The sequence below is a fragment of the Variovorax sp. ZS18.2.2 genome (assembly GCF_024701975.1).
GTDB lineage: Bacteria > Pseudomonadota > Gammaproteobacteria > Burkholderiales > Burkholderiaceae_C > Variovorax.
On record NZ_JANLNM010000001.1, the window covers coordinates 118,465 to 134,976 of the forward strand.

The 16,512-nt window shown below is 67.0% G+C and carries 16 protein-coding genes; 7 read left to right on the top strand and 9 right to left on the bottom strand.

Going from position 1 to position 16,512, the window contains the following annotated elements:
• Positions 1–43: 43 nt before the first annotated feature.
• Both NU688_RS00585 and NU688_RS00590 read left to right on the top strand, forming a co-directional pair.
• Positions 44–925 carry a ZIP family metal transporter gene (locus tag NU688_RS00585; RefSeq protein ID WP_257858602.1) on the top strand — a complete coding sequence of 294 codons (882 nt, stop codon included), beginning with the start codon at positions 44–46 and terminating at the stop codon, positions 923–925.
• A gap of 153 nt (positions 926–1,078) precedes the next feature.
• Positions 1,079–1,291: a hypothetical protein gene (locus NU688_RS00590; protein ID WP_042582460.1), complete on the top strand. Its 213-nt coding sequence runs from the start codon at positions 1,079–1,081 to the stop codon at positions 1,289–1,291.
• Positions 1,292–1,297: 6 nt separating this feature from the next.
• Here the strand turns inward: NU688_RS00590 and NU688_RS00595 are convergent, their stop codons facing one another.
• Genes NU688_RS00595 through NU688_RS00630 form a run of 8 tightly spaced genes read right to left on the bottom strand, consistent with a single transcriptional unit; the run spans position 1,298 to position 10,963 of the window.
• Positions 1,298–2,755 (bottom strand): amidohydrolase family protein, encoded by a 1,458-nt coding sequence (locus NU688_RS00595; RefSeq protein ID WP_257858603.1) that lies wholly within the window; start codon positions 2,753–2,755, stop codon positions 1,298–1,300.
• A gap of 16 nt (positions 2,756–2,771) precedes the next feature.
• Positions 2,772–3,767 (bottom strand): ABC transporter ATP-binding protein, encoded by a 996-nt coding sequence (locus tag NU688_RS00600; protein WP_257858604.1) that lies wholly within the window; start codon positions 3,765–3,767, stop codon positions 2,772–2,774.
• The gene (locus NU688_RS00605) at positions 3,764–4,804 is read right to left on the bottom strand and encodes an ABC transporter ATP-binding protein (protein ID WP_257858605.1); all 1,041 of its coding nucleotides are present in this window, start codon (positions 4,802–4,804) and stop codon (positions 3,764–3,766) included. Before NU688_RS00605 ends, NU688_RS00600 begins: the two co-directional genes overlap by 4 nt.
• A 7-nt stretch (positions 4,805–4,811) precedes the next feature.
• Positions 4,812–5,705: an ABC transporter permease gene (locus tag NU688_RS00610; protein ID WP_374684628.1), complete on the bottom strand. Its 894-nt coding sequence runs from the start codon at positions 5,703–5,705 to the stop codon at positions 4,812–4,814.
• A gap of 25 nt (positions 5,706–5,730) precedes the next feature.
• The gene (locus tag NU688_RS00615) at positions 5,731–6,666 is read right to left on the bottom strand and encodes an ABC transporter permease (protein WP_013540151.1); all 936 of its coding nucleotides are present in this window, start codon (positions 6,664–6,666) and stop codon (positions 5,731–5,733) included.
• Positions 6,667–6,690: 24 nt separating this feature from the next.
• Positions 6,691–8,271, bottom strand: coding sequence for an ABC transporter substrate-binding protein (locus NU688_RS00620; protein WP_257858607.1), 1,581 nt, complete (start codon positions 8,269–8,271; stop codon positions 6,691–6,693).
• A gap of 42 nt (positions 8,272–8,313) precedes the next feature.
• Positions 8,314–9,765, bottom strand: a complete 1,452-nt coding sequence (locus NU688_RS00625) for a M81 family metallopeptidase (RefSeq protein WP_257858609.1) — start codon at positions 9,763–9,765, stop codon at positions 8,314–8,316.
• A gap of 37 nt (positions 9,766–9,802) precedes the next feature.
• Positions 9,803–10,963 (bottom strand): FAD-binding oxidoreductase, encoded by a 1,161-nt coding sequence (locus NU688_RS00630; RefSeq protein ID WP_257858610.1) that lies wholly within the window; start codon positions 10,961–10,963, stop codon positions 9,803–9,805.
• Between the two features lie 204 nt (positions 10,964–11,167).
• Here NU688_RS00630 and NU688_RS00635 point away from each other — a divergent pair, with 204 nt between their 5' ends.
• From NU688_RS00635 to NU688_RS00655, 5 genes are all read left to right on the top strand, one after another.
• Positions 11,168–11,878 (top strand): helix-turn-helix domain-containing protein, encoded by a 711-nt coding sequence (locus NU688_RS00635; protein ID WP_257858611.1) that lies wholly within the window; start codon positions 11,168–11,170, stop codon positions 11,876–11,878.
• A 111-nt stretch (positions 11,879–11,989) separates the two neighbouring features.
• On the top strand, positions 11,990–12,988 hold the full coding sequence (locus NU688_RS00640; RefSeq protein WP_257858612.1) for a hypothetical protein: 999 nt from the start codon (positions 11,990–11,992) through the stop codon (positions 12,986–12,988).
• A 22-nt stretch (positions 12,989–13,010) separates the two neighbouring features.
• Positions 13,011–13,646: a bifunctional 2-polyprenyl-6-hydroxyphenol methylase/3-demethylubiquinol 3-O-methyltransferase UbiG gene (locus NU688_RS00645; RefSeq protein ID WP_257858613.1), complete on the top strand. Its 636-nt coding sequence runs from the start codon at positions 13,011–13,013 to the stop codon at positions 13,644–13,646.
• 179 nt (positions 13,647–13,825) lie between these two features.
• A complete protein-coding gene (locus NU688_RS00650; RefSeq protein WP_257858614.1) occupies positions 13,826–15,025 on the top strand; it encodes an MFS transporter in 1,200 nt (399 codons plus the stop codon).
• Positions 15,026–15,113: 88 nt separating this feature from the next.
• Positions 15,114–15,869, top strand: a complete 756-nt coding sequence (locus NU688_RS00655; protein WP_257858615.1) for an SDR family oxidoreductase — start codon at positions 15,114–15,116, stop codon at positions 15,867–15,869.
• 42 nt (positions 15,870–15,911) lie between these two features.
• On the opposite strand, the gene NU688_RS00660 is transcribed toward NU688_RS00655, so the two are convergent.
• The gene (locus tag NU688_RS00660) at positions 15,912–16,289 is read right to left on the bottom strand and encodes an alpha/beta hydrolase (RefSeq protein WP_257858616.1); all 378 of its coding nucleotides are present in this window, start codon (positions 16,287–16,289) and stop codon (positions 15,912–15,914) included.
• Between the last annotated feature and the right edge of the window lie 223 nt (positions 16,290–16,512).

Here is a 16,512-nt window from a genome sequence, read left to right on the forward strand (position 1 = left end):
ACGGTATGCGGTCCTGACGACCGCTCCTCTTGCGCAAGCAGCTATGAATTTGATAGTCATCATCGCCGCGACCCTGGTCGCCGGCATCGGAAGCGTCTGGCTGGCAGCCCTGCTGCTGCGCGTGGGTGTGCGCAGCGGCTCGGGTGGCGTGAATCCGCAGCATCTCCTGAGCCTGGCGGCCGGCGCGCTGCTCGCCACCGCCTTCATGCACCTGTTGCCCGAGGCCTTCGAAAGCCGCATCGAGCCGGCGCTGCTCTTCGCGGTGCTCCTGTTCGGCCTCGTGTTCTTCTTCCTGCTCGACAAGGCCGAGCTGTGGCACCACGGGCATGAGCATGGCGAAGCGGCCGATGTGCACGAAGGCCACGGCCATTCGCACGAGCACCACGGCCATGCACACAGCCACACCCCCAAGGGCGGCGGCAGCTGGGCCGTGCTCACCGGCGACAGCGTGCACTGCTTCGGCGACGGCATCCTGATCGCCTCGGCCTTCATCGCCGACATGCGCCTCGGTCTCGTGGCTGCCATCGCCGTGCTCGCGCACGAGGTGCCGCACCACATCGGCGACCTCGTCGTGCTGCGCCAGAGCTCGGCCAACCAGCGCGCGGCGCTCATCAAGGTGTCGCTCGCCGGCACCATGACCATGCTCGGCGGCATCGCCGGCTGGTGGCTGGTCGACCAGTTGCACGGCTGGCTGCCGTACTTCCTGGTGCTGGCCGGCAGCAGCTTTGTCTACGTGGCGCTGGCCGACCTGATTCCGCAGCTGCAAAAACGTTTGCCCGCCCGTCAGACCGCCGCACAGATCCTGTGGCTGGTCGCGGGCATCGTGCTGGTCACGCTGGTGAGCCGGCTCGCGCACGGCGAGCACGGGCATGACCATGGCCACGACGCGGGTCATGGCGAAACCGGCCACGTCCACAAGGACTGACGGCGGGCGTCGCAGGGCAGCGGGGGCAGCGCGGGCAGCGCGGGCAGCGCGGGAAACTTTCCGACACCGACGCTGCCGATCGGATGAACCGGAACGGCCCAAACAGGCGCACCATAGGGGGCCGTACCGCATTCATCTGCCGAGGAGCCGATCATGAATCACGTCGACGCCACCGCGCGTTCCGCCTCGCCATCCGAAGACGATGACGACAACACGCCAGCCGACGATTTCGAGGAAACCGACAGCGACGTCACCGACGACCTCGCGGAAGAAACCGGCATCGATCTGACCGATGCCAGCGAACTCGATGCCGACAACGTGCCGGCCGACGAAGAGTTCGATCGGGTGATGAACGCGCCGGACTGATCCTCCTCAGGCCGCTTCGCGCCGCACGATCACCTGCCCGTTGCGCGCACCACTGTGCACGCCGTGCTGCCAGGTGACGGCGCCATTCACGATCACCGCATCGATGCCTTCGGCCGGCCGCGTCGGCGTTTCGTAGTTCGCCGTATCGCGTACTGTGGCCGCATTGAAGATCACCACGTCCGCGTGGTGCCCCGGCTTGAGCGTGCCGCGTTCGTGCAGGCCGAAGTTGCGCGCGGTAAGCCCCGTCATCTTCCACACGGCAGTCTCCAGCGGGAACAAGCCCACGTCGCGGCTGTAGTGCCCGAGCACGCGCGGGAAGGTGCCCCACAGGCGCGGATGCGGCTTCTCGCCGAGCGGGATGCCGTCCGAGCCGATCATGGTGTCGTCGAACGCGAGGATGCGCTGCACGTCGTCTTCGTCCATCATGAAATAGATCGCGCTGCCAGGCTGCAGGCGCTGGGCCGCTTCTTCGCCCGACACGCCCCATTCGGCCGCGATGTCCTTCAGGTCGCGGCCCGCGCATTCGGGGTGCGGCACGCTCGAGGCGATGAGCACGCGGCCGTCCATCATTCCACGGTCGGTGCGGATCATGGTGGAGCCCGCCGTGTACGGGTAGCAGTCCAGGCCGATGCACTGGTGCTGCATCGCTTCCTTGATGAAGGGCAGCGTCACCTTCGTCTTGCCGAAGTTCTGCGCGTTCTGCACCTTGTGGTGCGACACCACCACCGGAATGTCGAGCGCGCGGCCGATGTGGAAGGTTTCTTCGAGCGACTCCATCACGCGGTCGCTCTCGTCGCGCATGTGCGTCACGTAGAGCGCCTTGCGCGAGGTGAGCGGGCGGCCGACCTCGATGATTTCCTCGGTGGTCGCCTTCACGGCAGGCGGGTAGAAGGTGCCGGTCGACAGGCCGATGGCGCCGGCCTGCATCGCCTCTTCGACCAGCGCCTGCATCGCGGCGATCTCTGTGTCGTTCGCGGGGCGGTCGAGGTCGGACATCACCACCGCGCGCAATGTCGAGTGACCCACCATCGCGGCCACATTCACTGAAGACGGCGCGGCGCGCAGCGCATCGAGGTACGCGGCGAAGGTGGTGAAGCGCCCCTCGGCCGGCGTGTCGAGCAGGCTCAGCGGCATCGGCAGATCCATGTCGACGCGCAGCGGCGCGGCGCTGATGCCGCAGTTGCCCGCCACCACCGTGGTCACGCCCTGCGACACCTTGAAGGGCATCTGCGCCTGCGAGAGCACGGCCTGGTCGTCGTGCGTGTGCGAGTCGATGAAGCCCGGCGCGACGATGCGGCCGGTGGCGTCGAGCGTCCTGTCGGCGGTGTGGCCCGCGAGCTGGCCGATGGCGGCGATGCGGCCGTTGACGATGCCGACGTCGGCATCGAAGCGTGGCGCCTTGGTGCCGTCGATCACGGTGCCGCCTCGGATCAGCAGGTCGTAGTGGGGTGTCTTGTCGGTCATCGGTGAGGTTCTTTCTTCAACGGAAGTGGCAGGCGACCAAATGGCTGGTGCTGCCGCCATTCGAGGACGAAGGGCGTTCGCTCAGCTCGGGCACCTTCTCCTTGCACACGGCCTGCGCCATCGGGCAGCGCGTGTGAAAGCGGCAGCCCGAGGGCGGGTTCGCGGGGCTCGGCGGATCGCCCTGCAGCAGCATCCGGCGCGCGGGCGTGCGCGGGTTCGGCACGGGCACGGCCGACAGCAGGATCTCGGTGTACGGATGCAGCGGCGCCGAGAACAGCGTGTCCCGGTCCGCGATCTCCACGATGTGCCCGAGGTACATCACCGCCACGCGATGGCTGATGTGCCGCACCACCGCGAGGTCGTGCGCGACGAAGAGGTACGCGATGCCGAATTCCGCCTGCAGGTCCATCAGCAGGTTGACCACCTGTGCCTGCACCGACACATCGAGCGCCGACACCGGCTCGTCGCAGACGATGAGCTTCGGGTTCAGCGCCAGTGCGCGCGCAATGCCCAGACGCTGCCGCTGTCCGCCGGAGAACTCGTGCGGGAATTTCTTCGCGGCTTCGGGCCGCAGCCCGACGCGCGAAAACAGCCACTGCACGCGCTCCCGCCGCTCGGCCGCCGCGCCCATGCCGAAGTTGCGCAGCGGCTCGGCCACGATGTCGCCGGCGGTAAGGCGCGGGTTCAGCGAGGCATACGGGTCCTGAAAAATGATCTGCAACTGGCGGCGGCGCAACCGCATCTCGTTGGCTGAGAGCGTCAGCAGTTCCTCGCCGTCGAGCGCCACCGAACCCGAGGTCGGTTCGACCAGCCGCATCACCGACTTCGCGGTGGTCGTCTTGCCGCAACCCGATTCGCCGACCAGCGAGAGCGTTTCGCCGCGCGCGACGGAGAACGAGACGCCATCAACCGCCTGGATGGCAGGCTTGTCGGGCCGCAGCCAGCGCTTGGGCGAGATGTAGTGCTTGCGCAGGTTGCGCACCTGGAGCAGCGGGGCTGCAGTCGTCGTCATGCGGTCACCTCGGCTGCATCCGTTGCATCGGCCCATTGCTCTTCGACAGCAAAGCACGCCACCACATGGTCGCCGCCTTGCTGCGTGAGCTGCGGTGTCTCGCTGCGGCAGCGCTCGCGCGCATGGCCGCAGCGCGCTGCGAACGCGCAGCCGCGCCCCAGCTCATGCGCAGCTGGCACCAGCCCCGGAATCTCCGTGAGCCGCGCGCTCGCCGTGTTCATCGCGGGCATCGAGGCCATCAGCGCGCGGGTGTAGGGATGCAGCGGTCGGTCGAACAGGTCGATCACGTCGGCCTCTTCGACCTTCTTGCCGGCATACATCACGACCACGCGGTCGCAGCTCTCGGCCACCACGCCCAGGTCGTGCGTGATCATCACCACGCCCATGCCCAGCTCCTTCTGCAGCCGCTTGATGAGGTCGAGGATCTGCGCCTGGATCGTCACGTCCAGGGCCGTGGTCGGCTCGTCCGCGATCAGCACCTCGGGGTTGCAGGCCAGGGCCAGCGCGATCATCACGCGCTGCCGCATGCCGCCCGAGAGCTGGTGCGGGTACTCGTTCACGCGCCGCTCGGGCTCGGGGATCTGCACCACGCGCAGCATTTCGACCGCGCGCTGCATCGCCTCGGCGCGGCTGGCCTTCTGGTGCAACTGCACCGTCTCGGCGATCTGCCGGCCCACGGTGAGCACCGGGTTCAGCGAGGTCATCGGCTCCTGGAAGATCATCGAGATGCGGTTGCCGCGAATCTGCCGCATCTCGCGCTCGCTCAGTTGCATGAGGTCGGTGCCACGCAGGCGCACAGAACCCATATGGCGGCCGGGCGGCGTGGGCACGAGGCGAAGGATAGAGAGCGCGGTCACGCTCTTGCCGCAGCCCGATTCGCCGACCACGCCGAGCGTGCGGCCCGCGCGCACCGTGTACGAAACGCCGTCGACCGAGCGCACCACGCCGTTCAACGTGTGGAAATGCGTGCGCAGGTTGTCGACTTCGAGCAGAGGCTCGCCGGGCGCGAGTGCCACGTGGGACATGGGTGTCTTCATGGCGTGCTCACAGTTGCCGCGCAAGACGCGGATCGAGCGCATCGCGCAGGCCATCGCCCAGCAGGTTGATCGCCAGCACCGTCGCCGCCAGCAGCAGCCCCGGGTACAGGATGATGTGGAACGCCACTGCCACGAAGTTGCGGCCCTCGGCCATCATGTTGCCCCAGCTGGGCGTCTGCGCGGGCACGCCCACGCCGAGGAAGGAGAGGGCCGCCTCGGTCAGCACCGCGGCAGCCGCGACGAAGGTCGATTGCACGATCAGCGGCGCCACCATGTTGGGCAGCACGTGGCGAAACAGGATCACCGGCAGCCGCGTACCCACCGCATGCGCGGCCTCCACATACAACTGCTCGCGCAAGGTGAGTGCCAGCGAGCGCACCAGCCGCACCACGCGCGGAATCTCGGGCACCGTGATGGCGACGATCACCGTCGTGAGGCTCGCGCGCGTCACCGCCATGAGCGCGATCGCGAGCAGGATGCCGGGGATGGCCATGAGCCCGTCCATCACCCGCATCACCGGTCCGTCGGCCCAGCGCACGAAGCCTGCGAACAGGCCGATCAGCACGCCGAACACCGTCGCCAACACCGCGACAGAGGCGCCGACGATCATCGACACCTGCCCGCCCCACACCGCGCGGCTGAACACGTCGCGGCCCAGCGCGTCGGTGCCGAACCAGTGCTCGGCACCCGGTGGCTGCATGCGCGCGAGCGGGTCGATGTCCTGCGGGTCGTGCGTGGCGATCCACGGCGCGGCGATGGAGAGCGCTGCCACGGCGATCAGCAGCAGCGCACCGATGATCAGCGTCGGGTGCTTGCGCACCCAGCGCCAGCGCGGCGGGACGAAGGGCGCTTCGTCGGACGGGGTCGCAGCGGGCGCAACGGGTAGTGGGAGATCACTCATCGGGAGTACGGTGGACATGTCTCGTTCAGTACTGGATGCGCGGATCGAAGAGCCGGTAGCTCAAATCGATCAGCAGGTTGATCAGCACGTACACCCCCGCCGACAGCAGCAGCACGCTCTGGATCACCGGGTAGTCGTGGCGCTGCACCGAATCGATCACGAGGCGCCCCACGCCCGGAATGGCGAACACCGTCTCGGTGACCACCACGCCGCCGATCAGCAATGCGATGCCGACGCCGATGGTCGTGGCGATGGGAATCGCTGCATTGCGCAGCGCGTGCCCGAGCACCGGCAGCACGCCGAGGCCCTTGGCGCGCGCGGTGCGGATGTAGTCCTCATGCAGCACCTCGAGCACCGTGGCGCGCGTCATGCGGGTCACGAGCGCGATGTACACCAGCGCCAGGTTCACGCACGGCAGCACCAGCGAGCGCAGCCATTCGCCCGGCCCCTCGGCAAAACGCACATAGCCCTGCACCGGAAACCACGGCAGCTGGATCGCGAACGCGTAGATCAGCAGATAGCCCACGAGGAACACCGGCACCGAGAACGCGAGCACCGCGAACACCATCACCAGCCGGTCGACCCAACTGCCCGCGCGGTAGGCCGCGAGCGTGCCCAGCGGCACCGCCACCACCAGCGTGATGAGCATGGTGAGCGCCGCGATCGACACCGTGGGCTCCAGCCGCTGGCCGAGCAGCTGCGACACCGGCACCTGCGTGAAGATCGAGGTGCCCAGGTCGCCGGTGAAGAGCTTGCCGAGCCACACCGCGAACTGCTGCCACAGCGGCAGGTTCAGCCCGAGCGCGGCGCGCAGCTTCTCGATGTCTTCCACGCTCGCGAGGTCGCCCGCGATGAGCGCGGCCGGATCGCCCGGCGACAGGTGGATCAGGAGGAACACCACCACGGCCACCACCGCCATGACGGGAAGCGTCGAGAGAAAGCGTCGAACGATGTAGCCCATGGCCGTGTGCGTCGTGCGTGTCCGTTAGCGGTCGAGCGCCCAGAACATCGGCATGCCGGCCCAGAGCTTGTCCAGGCCCTTCAGGTTGGCGCGCGCGGCAAAGGCGGCCGAGTACTGGCCTGCATTGATGTACGGCACGGCCTCGTAGGCGCGGGCCTGGAAGGCGTCGAGCAGTTCCTTGCGCTTGGCGGGCACGGTTTCCTTCAGCCAGGCGGTGCGCAGCTCGTCCAGTTGCTGGTCGCAGGGCCAGCCCGGCAGCGTGTTGCCGCAGGCCGCGCCCAGGTAGGCGTTGCTGATCGGCGAGTTGGCGTCGAACTCGCCGGCCACCGTCACGTACATGTTCCAGCCGCCGGCCTCGGGCGCATCGCGCTTGGCGCGGCGTGCGCCGATGGAGGCCCAGTCCAGGTTCTGCGCATCGACGTTGATGCCGATGCTCTTCATGGTCTGCGCGGCCATCAGCGCCTCGGCGTTGAGGTAGGGCACGTCGCTGGGCACCAGCAGCACGACCTTCTCGCCCTTGTAGCCCGCGTCGGCCAGCATCTTCTTGGCCTTGGCCACGTCGGCCTTGCGGTAGGGCTCGGCGCCGGCCGCGGTTTCGTTGGGGCTGCCGCAGATGAAGAAGGTGGGGCAGTAGGCCATGCGCATGTCCAGCGGATAACCCATGGCCGCGACGAAGCGCTCCTGGTTCACCGCCTGCAGCAGGGCCTGGCGCACCTTCGGGTTGTTGAAGGGCGGGTGCAGCTGGTTCATGACCAGGAAGCCCTGGTAGGCGCCGCCCGAGCCGATCTTCACGCTCGCGTCGGTGCGCAGCGGTGCGATGTAGTCGGGCTGCAGTTGTTCGACCAGGTCGACCTCTCCGCGCTTCAGGGCTGCGATGGCGCTGTTGGAGTCGGGCAGGTACAGCCACTCGACGCGCTCGAAGTTGCTCTTCTTGCTGCCGGCCAGGCCGTTGGGCGGTTCGCTGCGCGCCACGTAGTTGGGGTTGCGCACGAACACCGCCTTGTTGCCCGGCACCCATTCGTCGCGCTTGAAGATGAAGGGGCCCGAGCCCAGCACCTCGGTGAGCGGCGCGGTGGCCGGCATCTTGGCCAGGCGCTCCGGCAGCACCACCGGCGGAAAGCCCGAGGGCTTGGCCAGCGCATCGAGCACCATGCCGAAGGGCTCGGTGAGGGTGAGCGTGAAGTTGCGCGCATCGACCTGCTTCCACTCGGCGCCGCTTGCGGTCATCGCGCGGCCCAGGCTGTCGCGTGCGGCCCAGCGCTGCAGCGAGGCGACCGCGTCGGCCGAGGTGACGGCGCTGCCGTCGGAGAACTTCAGGCCCGGGCGCAGCGTGAAGCTCCACTGCTTGCCGTCTTTCGAGGCCGTGTATTTCTCGACCATCTGCGGCTGCGGCTTGCCGGTCGAGTCCTGCGCGAACAGGGTGTCGTAGACCATGTAGCCAAAGTTGCGCGAGATGTAGGCGGTGGTGAAGGTCGGGTCGAGGATCTTCAGGTCCGCATGCGCCACCACCTTGAGCGTCTTGGGCGCGGGTGCCTGGGCGAGCGCCGGGAGGCACGCGGCGGAAAGCGCCAGGGCGGCGAGAGCTGCAAGCGTTCGTCGTTTCATCGTCGGTACTCCGGGTGGGGCGAAAAATAAGAAAGGAGAAGCTCAGGCGGCGACGCCGATAGGCCACTTGGGCAGGCGTGCTTTTTTGTAGGGCAGGGTGTTGAGGTCGAGCGTCACGGCGCCCGGCGCACCGGCGTAGATCACATGCTTCGCAACCTTCGAGTACGACGCGTAGAAGTGCTGCGACGACTTCACGACGATGATCTTCTTGGCCGCGAGGTCGCAGCCCAGTTGCGTGAACAGATCGGTGCCCATCGCCTGATTGCGCAGCGTGATCAGCACGATCTCGATGCCGTTGGTTTCGATGAGTGCGCTGTCGCCCATCAGCGTGGGCGTGCCGGCAAGGCCCGTCATCACCAGGTCGTGCTTGAGTGCCTTCACGGTGCATTCGAGGTCCAGCGGATCGCCAGAGAGCGGACTGATCTTGCCGCCGATGCGCATCGCGAGCTTCGCGCCCACGCCCGCATCGAAGGCGATGCGCACGGCGATCGGGTCCCACATCGGGCCGAGCGCCGCGTTGGTGATGCCGCGCTCGACCATGCGGCGCAGGATGAAGGTGGAATCGCTCGCTGCACCGCCACCGGGGTTGTCGGCGCCATCGGACAGCACCACGGGGCCACCGTCGAAGGCCAGCGCCTCGTCCAGCGAGGCATCAATGCTCGGGTAGTTGACCGTGAGGCCGTCGCGCATCGCGATCACCTCGTCCGCAAGCTGGCGTGCGAGTGCGTCGGCCTTGGCCTGGTCGCTATCGGTGTAGACCAGCACCTTGGTGCCCATCTCGGGAACGTCGCCCCACGAGAAGCCATGTGTGAGCGAGACCGACAGCACGCCGTCCTTGCCTTCGAGCGACTGCATGCGCTCGACGAAACCGCGTGCCGGCTCGCGCGAGGTGTGGACCGTGACGATCATGTCGCAGTCGACCACCGCGGCCACTGGCTTGACCTTGCCCTCGACCATCGCGGCGCAGATGTCCACCAGCTCGAGCCCGCGCTCCAGCACGTCGGTGTGCGGGTACTCCTTGAAGGAAATCATCAAGTCGGAGTTGGCGATCATCTCGGGCGTGAGGTGGTTGTGCGGATCGAGCTCGGCGCCGATCACCACCTTGGGCCCCACGATCTGCCGCACGCGTGCCAGCAGGTCGCCTTCGCAGTCGTCATAACCGTCGGCCACCATCGCGCCGTGCAGGCCGAGCAGCACCATGTCCACCGGGAGCACCGCGCGCAGGTCGTCGAGCAGTTCGTCGCGCAGCGTTTCGTAGGCGTGGCGCGTGGTCGTTCCGCTGGGCTGCGCGCCGGCCACCATGCCTTCGAAGAGTTGCCAGCCCTTGTCCGCGCCGCGCATGCGTGCGGCCCACAGCGGGCCCGAGAACAGCGTCATCGCATCGGGGTGCTTGCCGGCGGGGAAGTGGCCGCGGTCCTTGAAGGAGGCGAGGCCGGTGGGCATCGGACCGAAGGTGTTGGTTTCGGTGGCGAGGGAGGCACTGAAGACACGCATGGGGATGGTCTCTGTGGTTGTTGTGGGGATGTTCTTGTCAGGCGGTGGCGGCAGTACGAAGCCGCTGCGGCCCGAGCATCTCGGCCGTGAGCCCGAAGCCCGCAATGCGCTCGGGCAGCGGCAGCCCGCGGGCCAGCGCGGCGCAGGCTTCGCCCATCGCCGCCGAGGTCTGGATGCCGTAGCCGCCCTGCGCCGCGACCCAGAAGAAGCCGGGCGCATCGGGGTCGAAGCCGCCGACCAGGTCGCCATCGGCCACGAAGGAGCGCAGGCCCGCCCAGGTGCGCGTCGGGCGGCGAATGGCGAGCGTGGTCGCTTCCTCGATGCGGTGGATGGCGATGGCGATGTCCAGCTCCTCGGGCTGCACGTCCTGCGGATCGACCGGGTCGGCATTCGCCGGCGAGCCGAGCAGCATGCCGGCATCGGGCTTGATGTACCAGCCCTCGTCGGCGCCGAAGACCATCGGCCAGTGCGCGACGGTCTCGCCCTCGGGCGGCGCGAAGATGAAGGCCGAGCGGCGGCGCGGCTCGATGCCCAGAGGCCGTACGCCCGCGAGCTTCGCGATGGTGTCGACCCACGCGCCCGCAGCGTTGAGAACGACGGGCGCTTCGTAGACATTGCCGCCGGCCGTCACGCGCCACAGATCACCGATGCGTTCCATGGCCGTCACGCCCGCATCGCACACCAGCTTGCCGCCGGCACGGCGCATGCCGCGCAGGTAGCCCTGGTGGATGGCGTGAACGTCCATGTCGGCCGCATCGGGCTCGTACACGCCGCCGGCCACCTGTTCGGGCCGGAGGGCGGGCACCATCGCGAGGGCCTCTTCGCTGCTGAGGCGTTTTGCGCCCGTGTCCATCGCGCGCAGCACGTCCCAATGAGCGTCGAGCTCAGCGAGCTGTTCCGTGCCGCCGACCATCAGCGCACCGCGCGGCGTGAGCAGTGGGTGCTCCGAGAAGCCTTCGGGGGGATGCTGAAGAAACGCGCGGCTCGCCATGGTGAGGGCGCGCACCTGCGGCGTGCCGTAGCTTTCCATGAAGAGCGCGGCCGATCGGCCGGTGGAGTGGTAGCCCGGCTGGGCTTCGCGTTCGAGCAGGATCACGCGGGCATGCGGGGCGAGCCAGTGGGCCACCGAAGCCCCGGCAATGCCGCCGCCGATCACGAGGTAGTCGGCCACGATGGGCGCTGTTGTACTGGAGGTCATTGATCAAAAGTGTAGGAAGAAATTTGCGGATACGCAAATTAATTAAGAAGCACCAAGGGGAAACCATGGTGCACCGCATCGGTGAAATTTGCGTCAATGCAATTTGCGTATACGCAACTTCCGCGCCTGCGTCATCCGGGTTGCCATGGATGGCGTGCGGGCCCGCTGGCAGAATCGCCATGCACTACAAAGAGAAAGCCAAGCGTGAATCCACACACAGGGACCAAGCCGGGGACGAAGCAAAAGGACGAGGCGCCCACGCTGGACCGCACCACTTTCGGTCACCGCCTGCGCACCGCGCGCAAGCGTTTCGGCTGGACGCTGGCGCAGCTGGCCGAGCGTTCGGGCGTGTCGATCACTACCATCTCGCGCGCCGAGCGCGGCCAGCTCGCGCTGGGGTACGAAAACTTCGCCGCGCTGGGCCGCGCGCTCGAGATGGACATGAACGCGATGTTCGCGGGCGCCGGCGTCAAGCCCGCGCAGTTCGATGGACCCGTGGTCACGCGCGCGGGCAAGGGCGTGGTCTACCGCGGTCTCTCGTTCGCCTACGAGTTCCTCGGCACCTCTGCCGCCGGCAAGCAGATGAGCCCCGTCGTCGGCACGGTGCATGCGCGCAGCGTCAACGGCCCGGAAGACTTCGCGCGGCATCCGGGCGAAGAGTTCGCCTACGTGTTGTCGGGCGAGATCGAGGTGCACTTCGACACGGGCGAAGTGGTGCACCTCGCGCGCGGCGATTCGCTGTACTACGACAGCAGCATCGGCCATGCGTACGTGAGCGTGAGCCGGCAGCTTGCGAAGATCGTCGGCGTGACCTCGGGGGAGAGCGGGCACATGAGGTCGGCGCGCGAGGCGCCTGTGCTCAAGCCGGCGCGCAAGGCGGCGCCGAAGAAGACCGGGCGCGGCGGCAAGGGCTGATGGCGAAGAGCCTTTGTGAGGCCCACCGCCGGCAAAACGCTGGCAAGTTGTCGCCGAAGCGGATGCAAAATCTGGCAAATTGAATGCAGATGCAACTCGGGAGGCGGCACCATGCGACATCACTTCGGCGATTTTCTTGATCGCGATGGAAGCTATTGGACGATAGTTCCAAACAGAGAGCGATACGCCTATCGCATCGACGATGTGATCGAGGGAAGCCCGGACATCACGATCACGACCATCGGGAAAGAGGACAAGCATTGGCGGCGCGTCCTCACGCTTCCGAGCCTGGTCGAACTGACGCTGCATGAACCCACCACGGAGCAACTGGCCGCGATTGGCGCGATCACATCGATCAAGCGCCTGCGCATCACCCATGCGAAACCGCAGACCCTCGATTTCATTCGTCCGATGGATGGGGTCGAGGAACTCGTCCTGGAATATGTCTCTGGCTTCAGTGACCTGTCGCCTCTGGGCGCACTTCGAAACCTTCGAGCCCTGCACATGGAAAACCTCCGCAGGGTGTCGGATCTTGGTGGCCTGGCGACCGCGACAAATCTCAAGTACCTCGCGATATACGGCACCCCGGATTGGGACCAGCCGATAGACGGCTTCGAGTTTCTTCGCGGGCTGTCGCAGCTGGAGGTGCTTGCACTGTGGCAGATCAAGTGCCGGGCTCCCTATCCCGCCATGCTGCCCGCGGTCAGCCTGCGTCGGCTCAAAAAGCTGAGCCTCCACGGAAGCTATCTCTCCACGGAGGAATATGCGTTGCTGGAGGAGGCGTTGGGCAGCGTCGAAGGTGCGGCCTGGGGGCCCTTCCGGACGGTGGCGCGTTCGGAAATCCCACTCCCCGACGACGACGTGCGTGCACATCTTTCAGATGCCGACATTCGCGCCCATCACTACCGGGAGGTTTATCTGCACTACAACGGCAAGCGCTTCATTGACGACCCTGCTTCGCGATGGTTCGAATTCACGGGTCGGGCTGCCGGAAGAGTGAAATGCAGCAGCCCCTCGGCGGCAGCAAAGTGTCTGGAGAAGTCGGAGCGATACGACAGCATGAGAGTGCAGGCAAGAGCGCTTGTCGAGCGAGAGCGCGGCGGCCGCTGATATTTGCGAAAAGCAACTCTTCATGAGCACAGAGAGCGACGCGAGATTCTGGGACCGGACTTCATCCAGGTATGCGACGAGCGCAGTAGCAGACCCAGCCGGTTACGAGCGCACGCTGGGCCGCACGAGCGCCTTGCTGAACGCGAACGCCAGAGTGCTGGAGCTGGGTTGTGGAACGGGAACGACGGCGCTGCGGCTCGCGGGCGATGCGGGTGCCTATCTCGCAACCGACATCTCCGCCGGAATGATCGCGATCGCCAACGAGAAACACGCTGCGACCCCCATACCGGCTCTCGCTTTCCGGACCGCGACCGCAGATGCGTTGGCATCAGAGGCAGCACGCTTCGACGCCGTTCTGGGATTCAACTACCTGCACCTGGTGCACGACCTTTCCGGCACATTGCATGCCATTCACACCATGCTCACGCCAGAGGGCTTGTTCATCTCCAAGACACCCTGCGTCGGCGATATGAACCCACTCATCCGCCTTGCATTGCCCGCGATGCGCGCGATCGGAAAGGCACCGCATGCAGGCATCTTTCGCGCGACGGAACTGAGCGAGTACATCGATGCCGCGGACTTCGAAATCCTCGCCACCGAGAGCCACGCAACGAAGGGCAATGACAACCGCCCCTATATCGTGGCTCGCAAGAAGTGAAGTCGCGAGAACGGATGACCGGTGCTGCAGAAGGGTATTGACCGCGTCGAAGCGACGAAGTTATAGTCGCCGCCGCAGAGCCCACGTGGCGCTGTCGTAAGCGTTACCGTCATCCAACGCGTCCTTTGTCGAGAGGATCCCAGTAGGGAATATCTCGATCCATAAAGACGCGCCTTGGTATGACATCACTATCTCCCCCTGCATCCGTTCGCCCGTTCGGGACCCCCTCTGCTTTCACGGGGCTCGCTCCCGTGGTGCTGGCGGTCTTCCTCGGATTTCTTGCAATCAGCGTCCCGCTGGCGGCCCTCGCCCTCGAGGTGCGCGACCACCTGGGGTTCGACGCAGCCACCGTGGGCTGGGCCATCGGCGTCCAGTCGCTGGCCACGCTGCTGACCCGCCATCGGGCGGGCACGCTCTGCGATCAGCGCGGGCCCCGCGCCGCCGTTCTTCTCGGGCTTCCGCTCACCGCTTGCTCGGGCCTGGCTTACGGCCTGTCGAGCGTGTTGCCCATCGACCCCGCTGCAAAGCTCGCCGTGCTGCTTCTCGGCCGCTTGGTGGCAGGCCTTGGCGAGAGCCTGTTCCTCACGGGCTTGATGAGCTGGGGCATCGCGCGCGTGGGCCCCGCGCGCACCGGCAAGGTCATGTCCTGGACGGGCATTGCGATCTACGCCGCGCTCGGGCTCGGCGCGCCGTTGGGGCTGGCCGTGCAGGCGGCACACGGGTTTGCCGGTGTCGGCGTTCTTGCGCTGCTGACGCCGATGCTGGCCTGGGTCATCGCCCTGCGCCTTCCACCTGTTCCCGCCGCCGGCGGGCAGCGTGTGCCGTTCCATCACGTGCTCGGCCTGATCTGGCGACCCGGCCTCGTGCTCGCACTGGCGACCGTTCCCTATGCTGCGATGGCCGCCTTCCTGACGCTCGATTACGCGGCGCATGGCTGGCCGCGGGCTGGCACGGCGCTGCTCGGCTTCGGTGCCGCCTACGTGCTCGTGCGCCTGGTCGGCTCAGGCCTGCCGGACCGGTTCGGCGCGACGCGAGTGGCCGTGGGCTCGTTGATCTTCGAGGCCATCGGCCAACTGCTCATCTGGTGCGCTCCCGCGCCGGGCATGGCCGTGCTGGGCGCGACGCTGACAGGGCTCGGCTTCTCCCTCGTGTTCCCCGCGATGGGCGTGCTCGCGACCCGCTCCGTTCCGCCGGAACAGCGCGGCCGTGCGGTGGGCAACTTCATCGCCTTCGCCGATATCGCGATGGGCGTGACCGGACCCGTGGTCGGCTTCGCGATCCAGTGGTTCGGGATCACTGCGGCCTTCCTCGTCGGTGCCGGCGCGACCTGCGCGGCCCTGTGCCTGCTGCCCTCCCTGCGGCTCGGTCGCAGCGAATAGCCCCGCGAAGCCTTCCACTTTCGAGGAGAAGGCGAGGGCGCTATCACGTCACCTGCATACGACCCCAACGCAACCAGGAATATCAATCATGAAAACAACCGACAACACCATCCTCATCACCGGCGGAACCAGCGGCATCGGCCGTGCGCTTGCCGAAGCCTTTTACGACCGCGGCAATCGCGTCATCGTCACGGGGCGACGGCAGGCCCTGCTCGACGAAATCATGGCGAGCCGGCCTGGCCTGGTCGGGCTGCCGCTCGATCTCGACGATGCGGCCTCGCTGCCTCGCCTTGCCGCCGACGTTGGCGCGCGCTTTCCCGACCTCAATGTGCTCATCGCCAACGCCGGCATCTCGCGTGCGGAGAACATGGCAGCCGATGGCTGGGATGTCTCCGACGCCGAGGCCATCGTGGAGACGAACATCCTGGGCGTGCTGCGCGTTGCGGCGACGTTCCTGCCGTTGCTGAAAGGGCAGCCGGGCGCGGCCTTCATGGCGACCAGTTCCAACCTTGCGTTCGTGCCCCGCGCCGATTTTCCGAGCTATTGCGCGAGCAAGGCCTTCCTGCACTCCTGGCTTCAATCGCTGCGCCATCAGTTGCGCCATGTGCCCGTCGAGGTGCTGGAGCTGGCACCGCCCTACGTGCAGACCGAACTCACGGGCGACAGCCAGGCCTCTGACCCGCGCGCCATGCCGGTGGCCGCGTACGTGGCGGAGGTGATGCAGTTGCTTGAGGCGCAGGATCACCCGCGAGGCGAAGTGCTGGTCGAGCGCGACAGGGGCCGGCGCTGGGCCGAGCGGGACGGGCGCTATGTCGCTACTTTTGCGGCCATGAATCCCGGTTGACGCGTGGTGTGCGACGGGTTCTTCGATCGAACCCCGCGTTGCTCACTCCGTCCGTGTATTGCGTTGCCCGAGGCTGGCCGTTGCAGGCCGCTCGAAGCCACGCGCCAACGCCTGTGCCGGGATCACGCTGCCGGGGAAGGTTTCGCGACGCAGGTTCTGTCCGGGCGCATGCGCGGCGGCGACGGCCTCCGCACGCACCACGGCACGATCCTTCGGTGCGGCGATGGCCTGCGCGACTGTGGACGAGGCGGCATCCCCGTAAGCGTTGCCTGCACGCGCTGCAGCAACGGCTTGATCCGCGGCTTCGGCGCGGGTGCGATCGCTGTGCAGCGTCAGCACACCGTCGTATTCCTCGGCGGAGGCGTGTGCGGTGAAGAGGAGGGCGAGCGCGGCGGCGGCCGCGATATGGAATGCTTTCATCTTTGGCTTTCAAAAACTCGGGCCGAAGCGGGATGGCTGACCCGAGCGGGAAGTCTGCGATTGGCGATGAACAAAAGATGTGCGCATGCACACAGTTTTGGTTCATTCATCGGCCTTCGCAGGGACTCCCGTGCGTGCGCCAATCGGTTCCCTTGTGGGCCATTCCGCAAGCGGGCGGCAAGCGTGCCGGCTGCCTTGATGAAGCTGCTGTATTGGTTTGCGT

Bases quoted from the DNA above. Each gene is read 5' to 3' on its own strand.
- NU688_RS00585 (WP_257858602.1), top strand. From the start codon at position 44: ATGAATTTGATAGTCATCATCGCCGCGACCCTGGTCGCCGGCATCGGA.
- NU688_RS00590 (WP_042582460.1), top strand. From the start codon at position 1,079: ATGAATCACGTCGACGCCACCGCGCGTTCCGCCTCGCCATCCGAAGAC.
- NU688_RS00595 (WP_257858603.1), bottom strand. From the start codon at position 2,755: ATGACCGACAAGACACCCCACTACGACCTGCTGATCCGAGGCGGCACC.
- NU688_RS00600 (WP_257858604.1), bottom strand. From the start codon at position 3,767: ATGACGACGACTGCAGCCCCGCTGCTCCAGGTGCGCAACCTGCGCAAG.
- NU688_RS00605 (WP_257858605.1), bottom strand. From the start codon at position 4,804: ATGAAGACACCCATGTCCCACGTGGCACTCGCGCCCGGCGAGCCTCTG.
- NU688_RS00610 (WP_374684628.1), bottom strand. From the start codon at position 5,705: ATGAGTGATCTCCCACTACCCGTTGCGCCCGCTGCGACCCCGTCCGAC.
- NU688_RS00615 (WP_013540151.1), bottom strand. From the start codon at position 6,666: ATGGGCTACATCGTTCGACGCTTTCTCTCGACGCTTCCCGTCATGGCG.
- NU688_RS00620 (WP_257858607.1), bottom strand. From the start codon at position 8,271: ATGAAACGACGAACGCTTGCAGCTCTCGCCGCCCTGGCGCTTTCCGCC.
- NU688_RS00625 (WP_257858609.1), bottom strand. From the start codon at position 9,765: ATGCGTGTCTTCAGTGCCTCCCTCGCCACCGAAACCAACACCTTCGGT.
- NU688_RS00630 (WP_257858610.1), bottom strand. From the start codon at position 10,963: ATGACCTCCAGTACAACAGCGCCCATCGTGGCCGACTACCTCGTGATC.
- NU688_RS00640 (WP_257858612.1), top strand. From the start codon at position 11,990: ATGCGACATCACTTCGGCGATTTTCTTGATCGCGATGGAAGCTATTGG.
- NU688_RS00645 (WP_257858613.1), top strand. From the start codon at position 13,011: ATGAGCACAGAGAGCGACGCGAGATTCTGGGACCGGACTTCATCCAGG.
- NU688_RS00650 (WP_257858614.1), top strand. From the start codon at position 13,826: ATGACATCACTATCTCCCCCTGCATCCGTTCGCCCGTTCGGGACCCCC.
- NU688_RS00655 (WP_257858615.1), top strand. From the start codon at position 15,114: ATGAAAACAACCGACAACACCATCCTCATCACCGGCGGAACCAGCGGC.
- NU688_RS00660 (WP_257858616.1), bottom strand. From the start codon at position 16,289: ATGAAAGCATTCCATATCGCGGCCGCCGCCGCGCTCGCCCTCCTCTTC.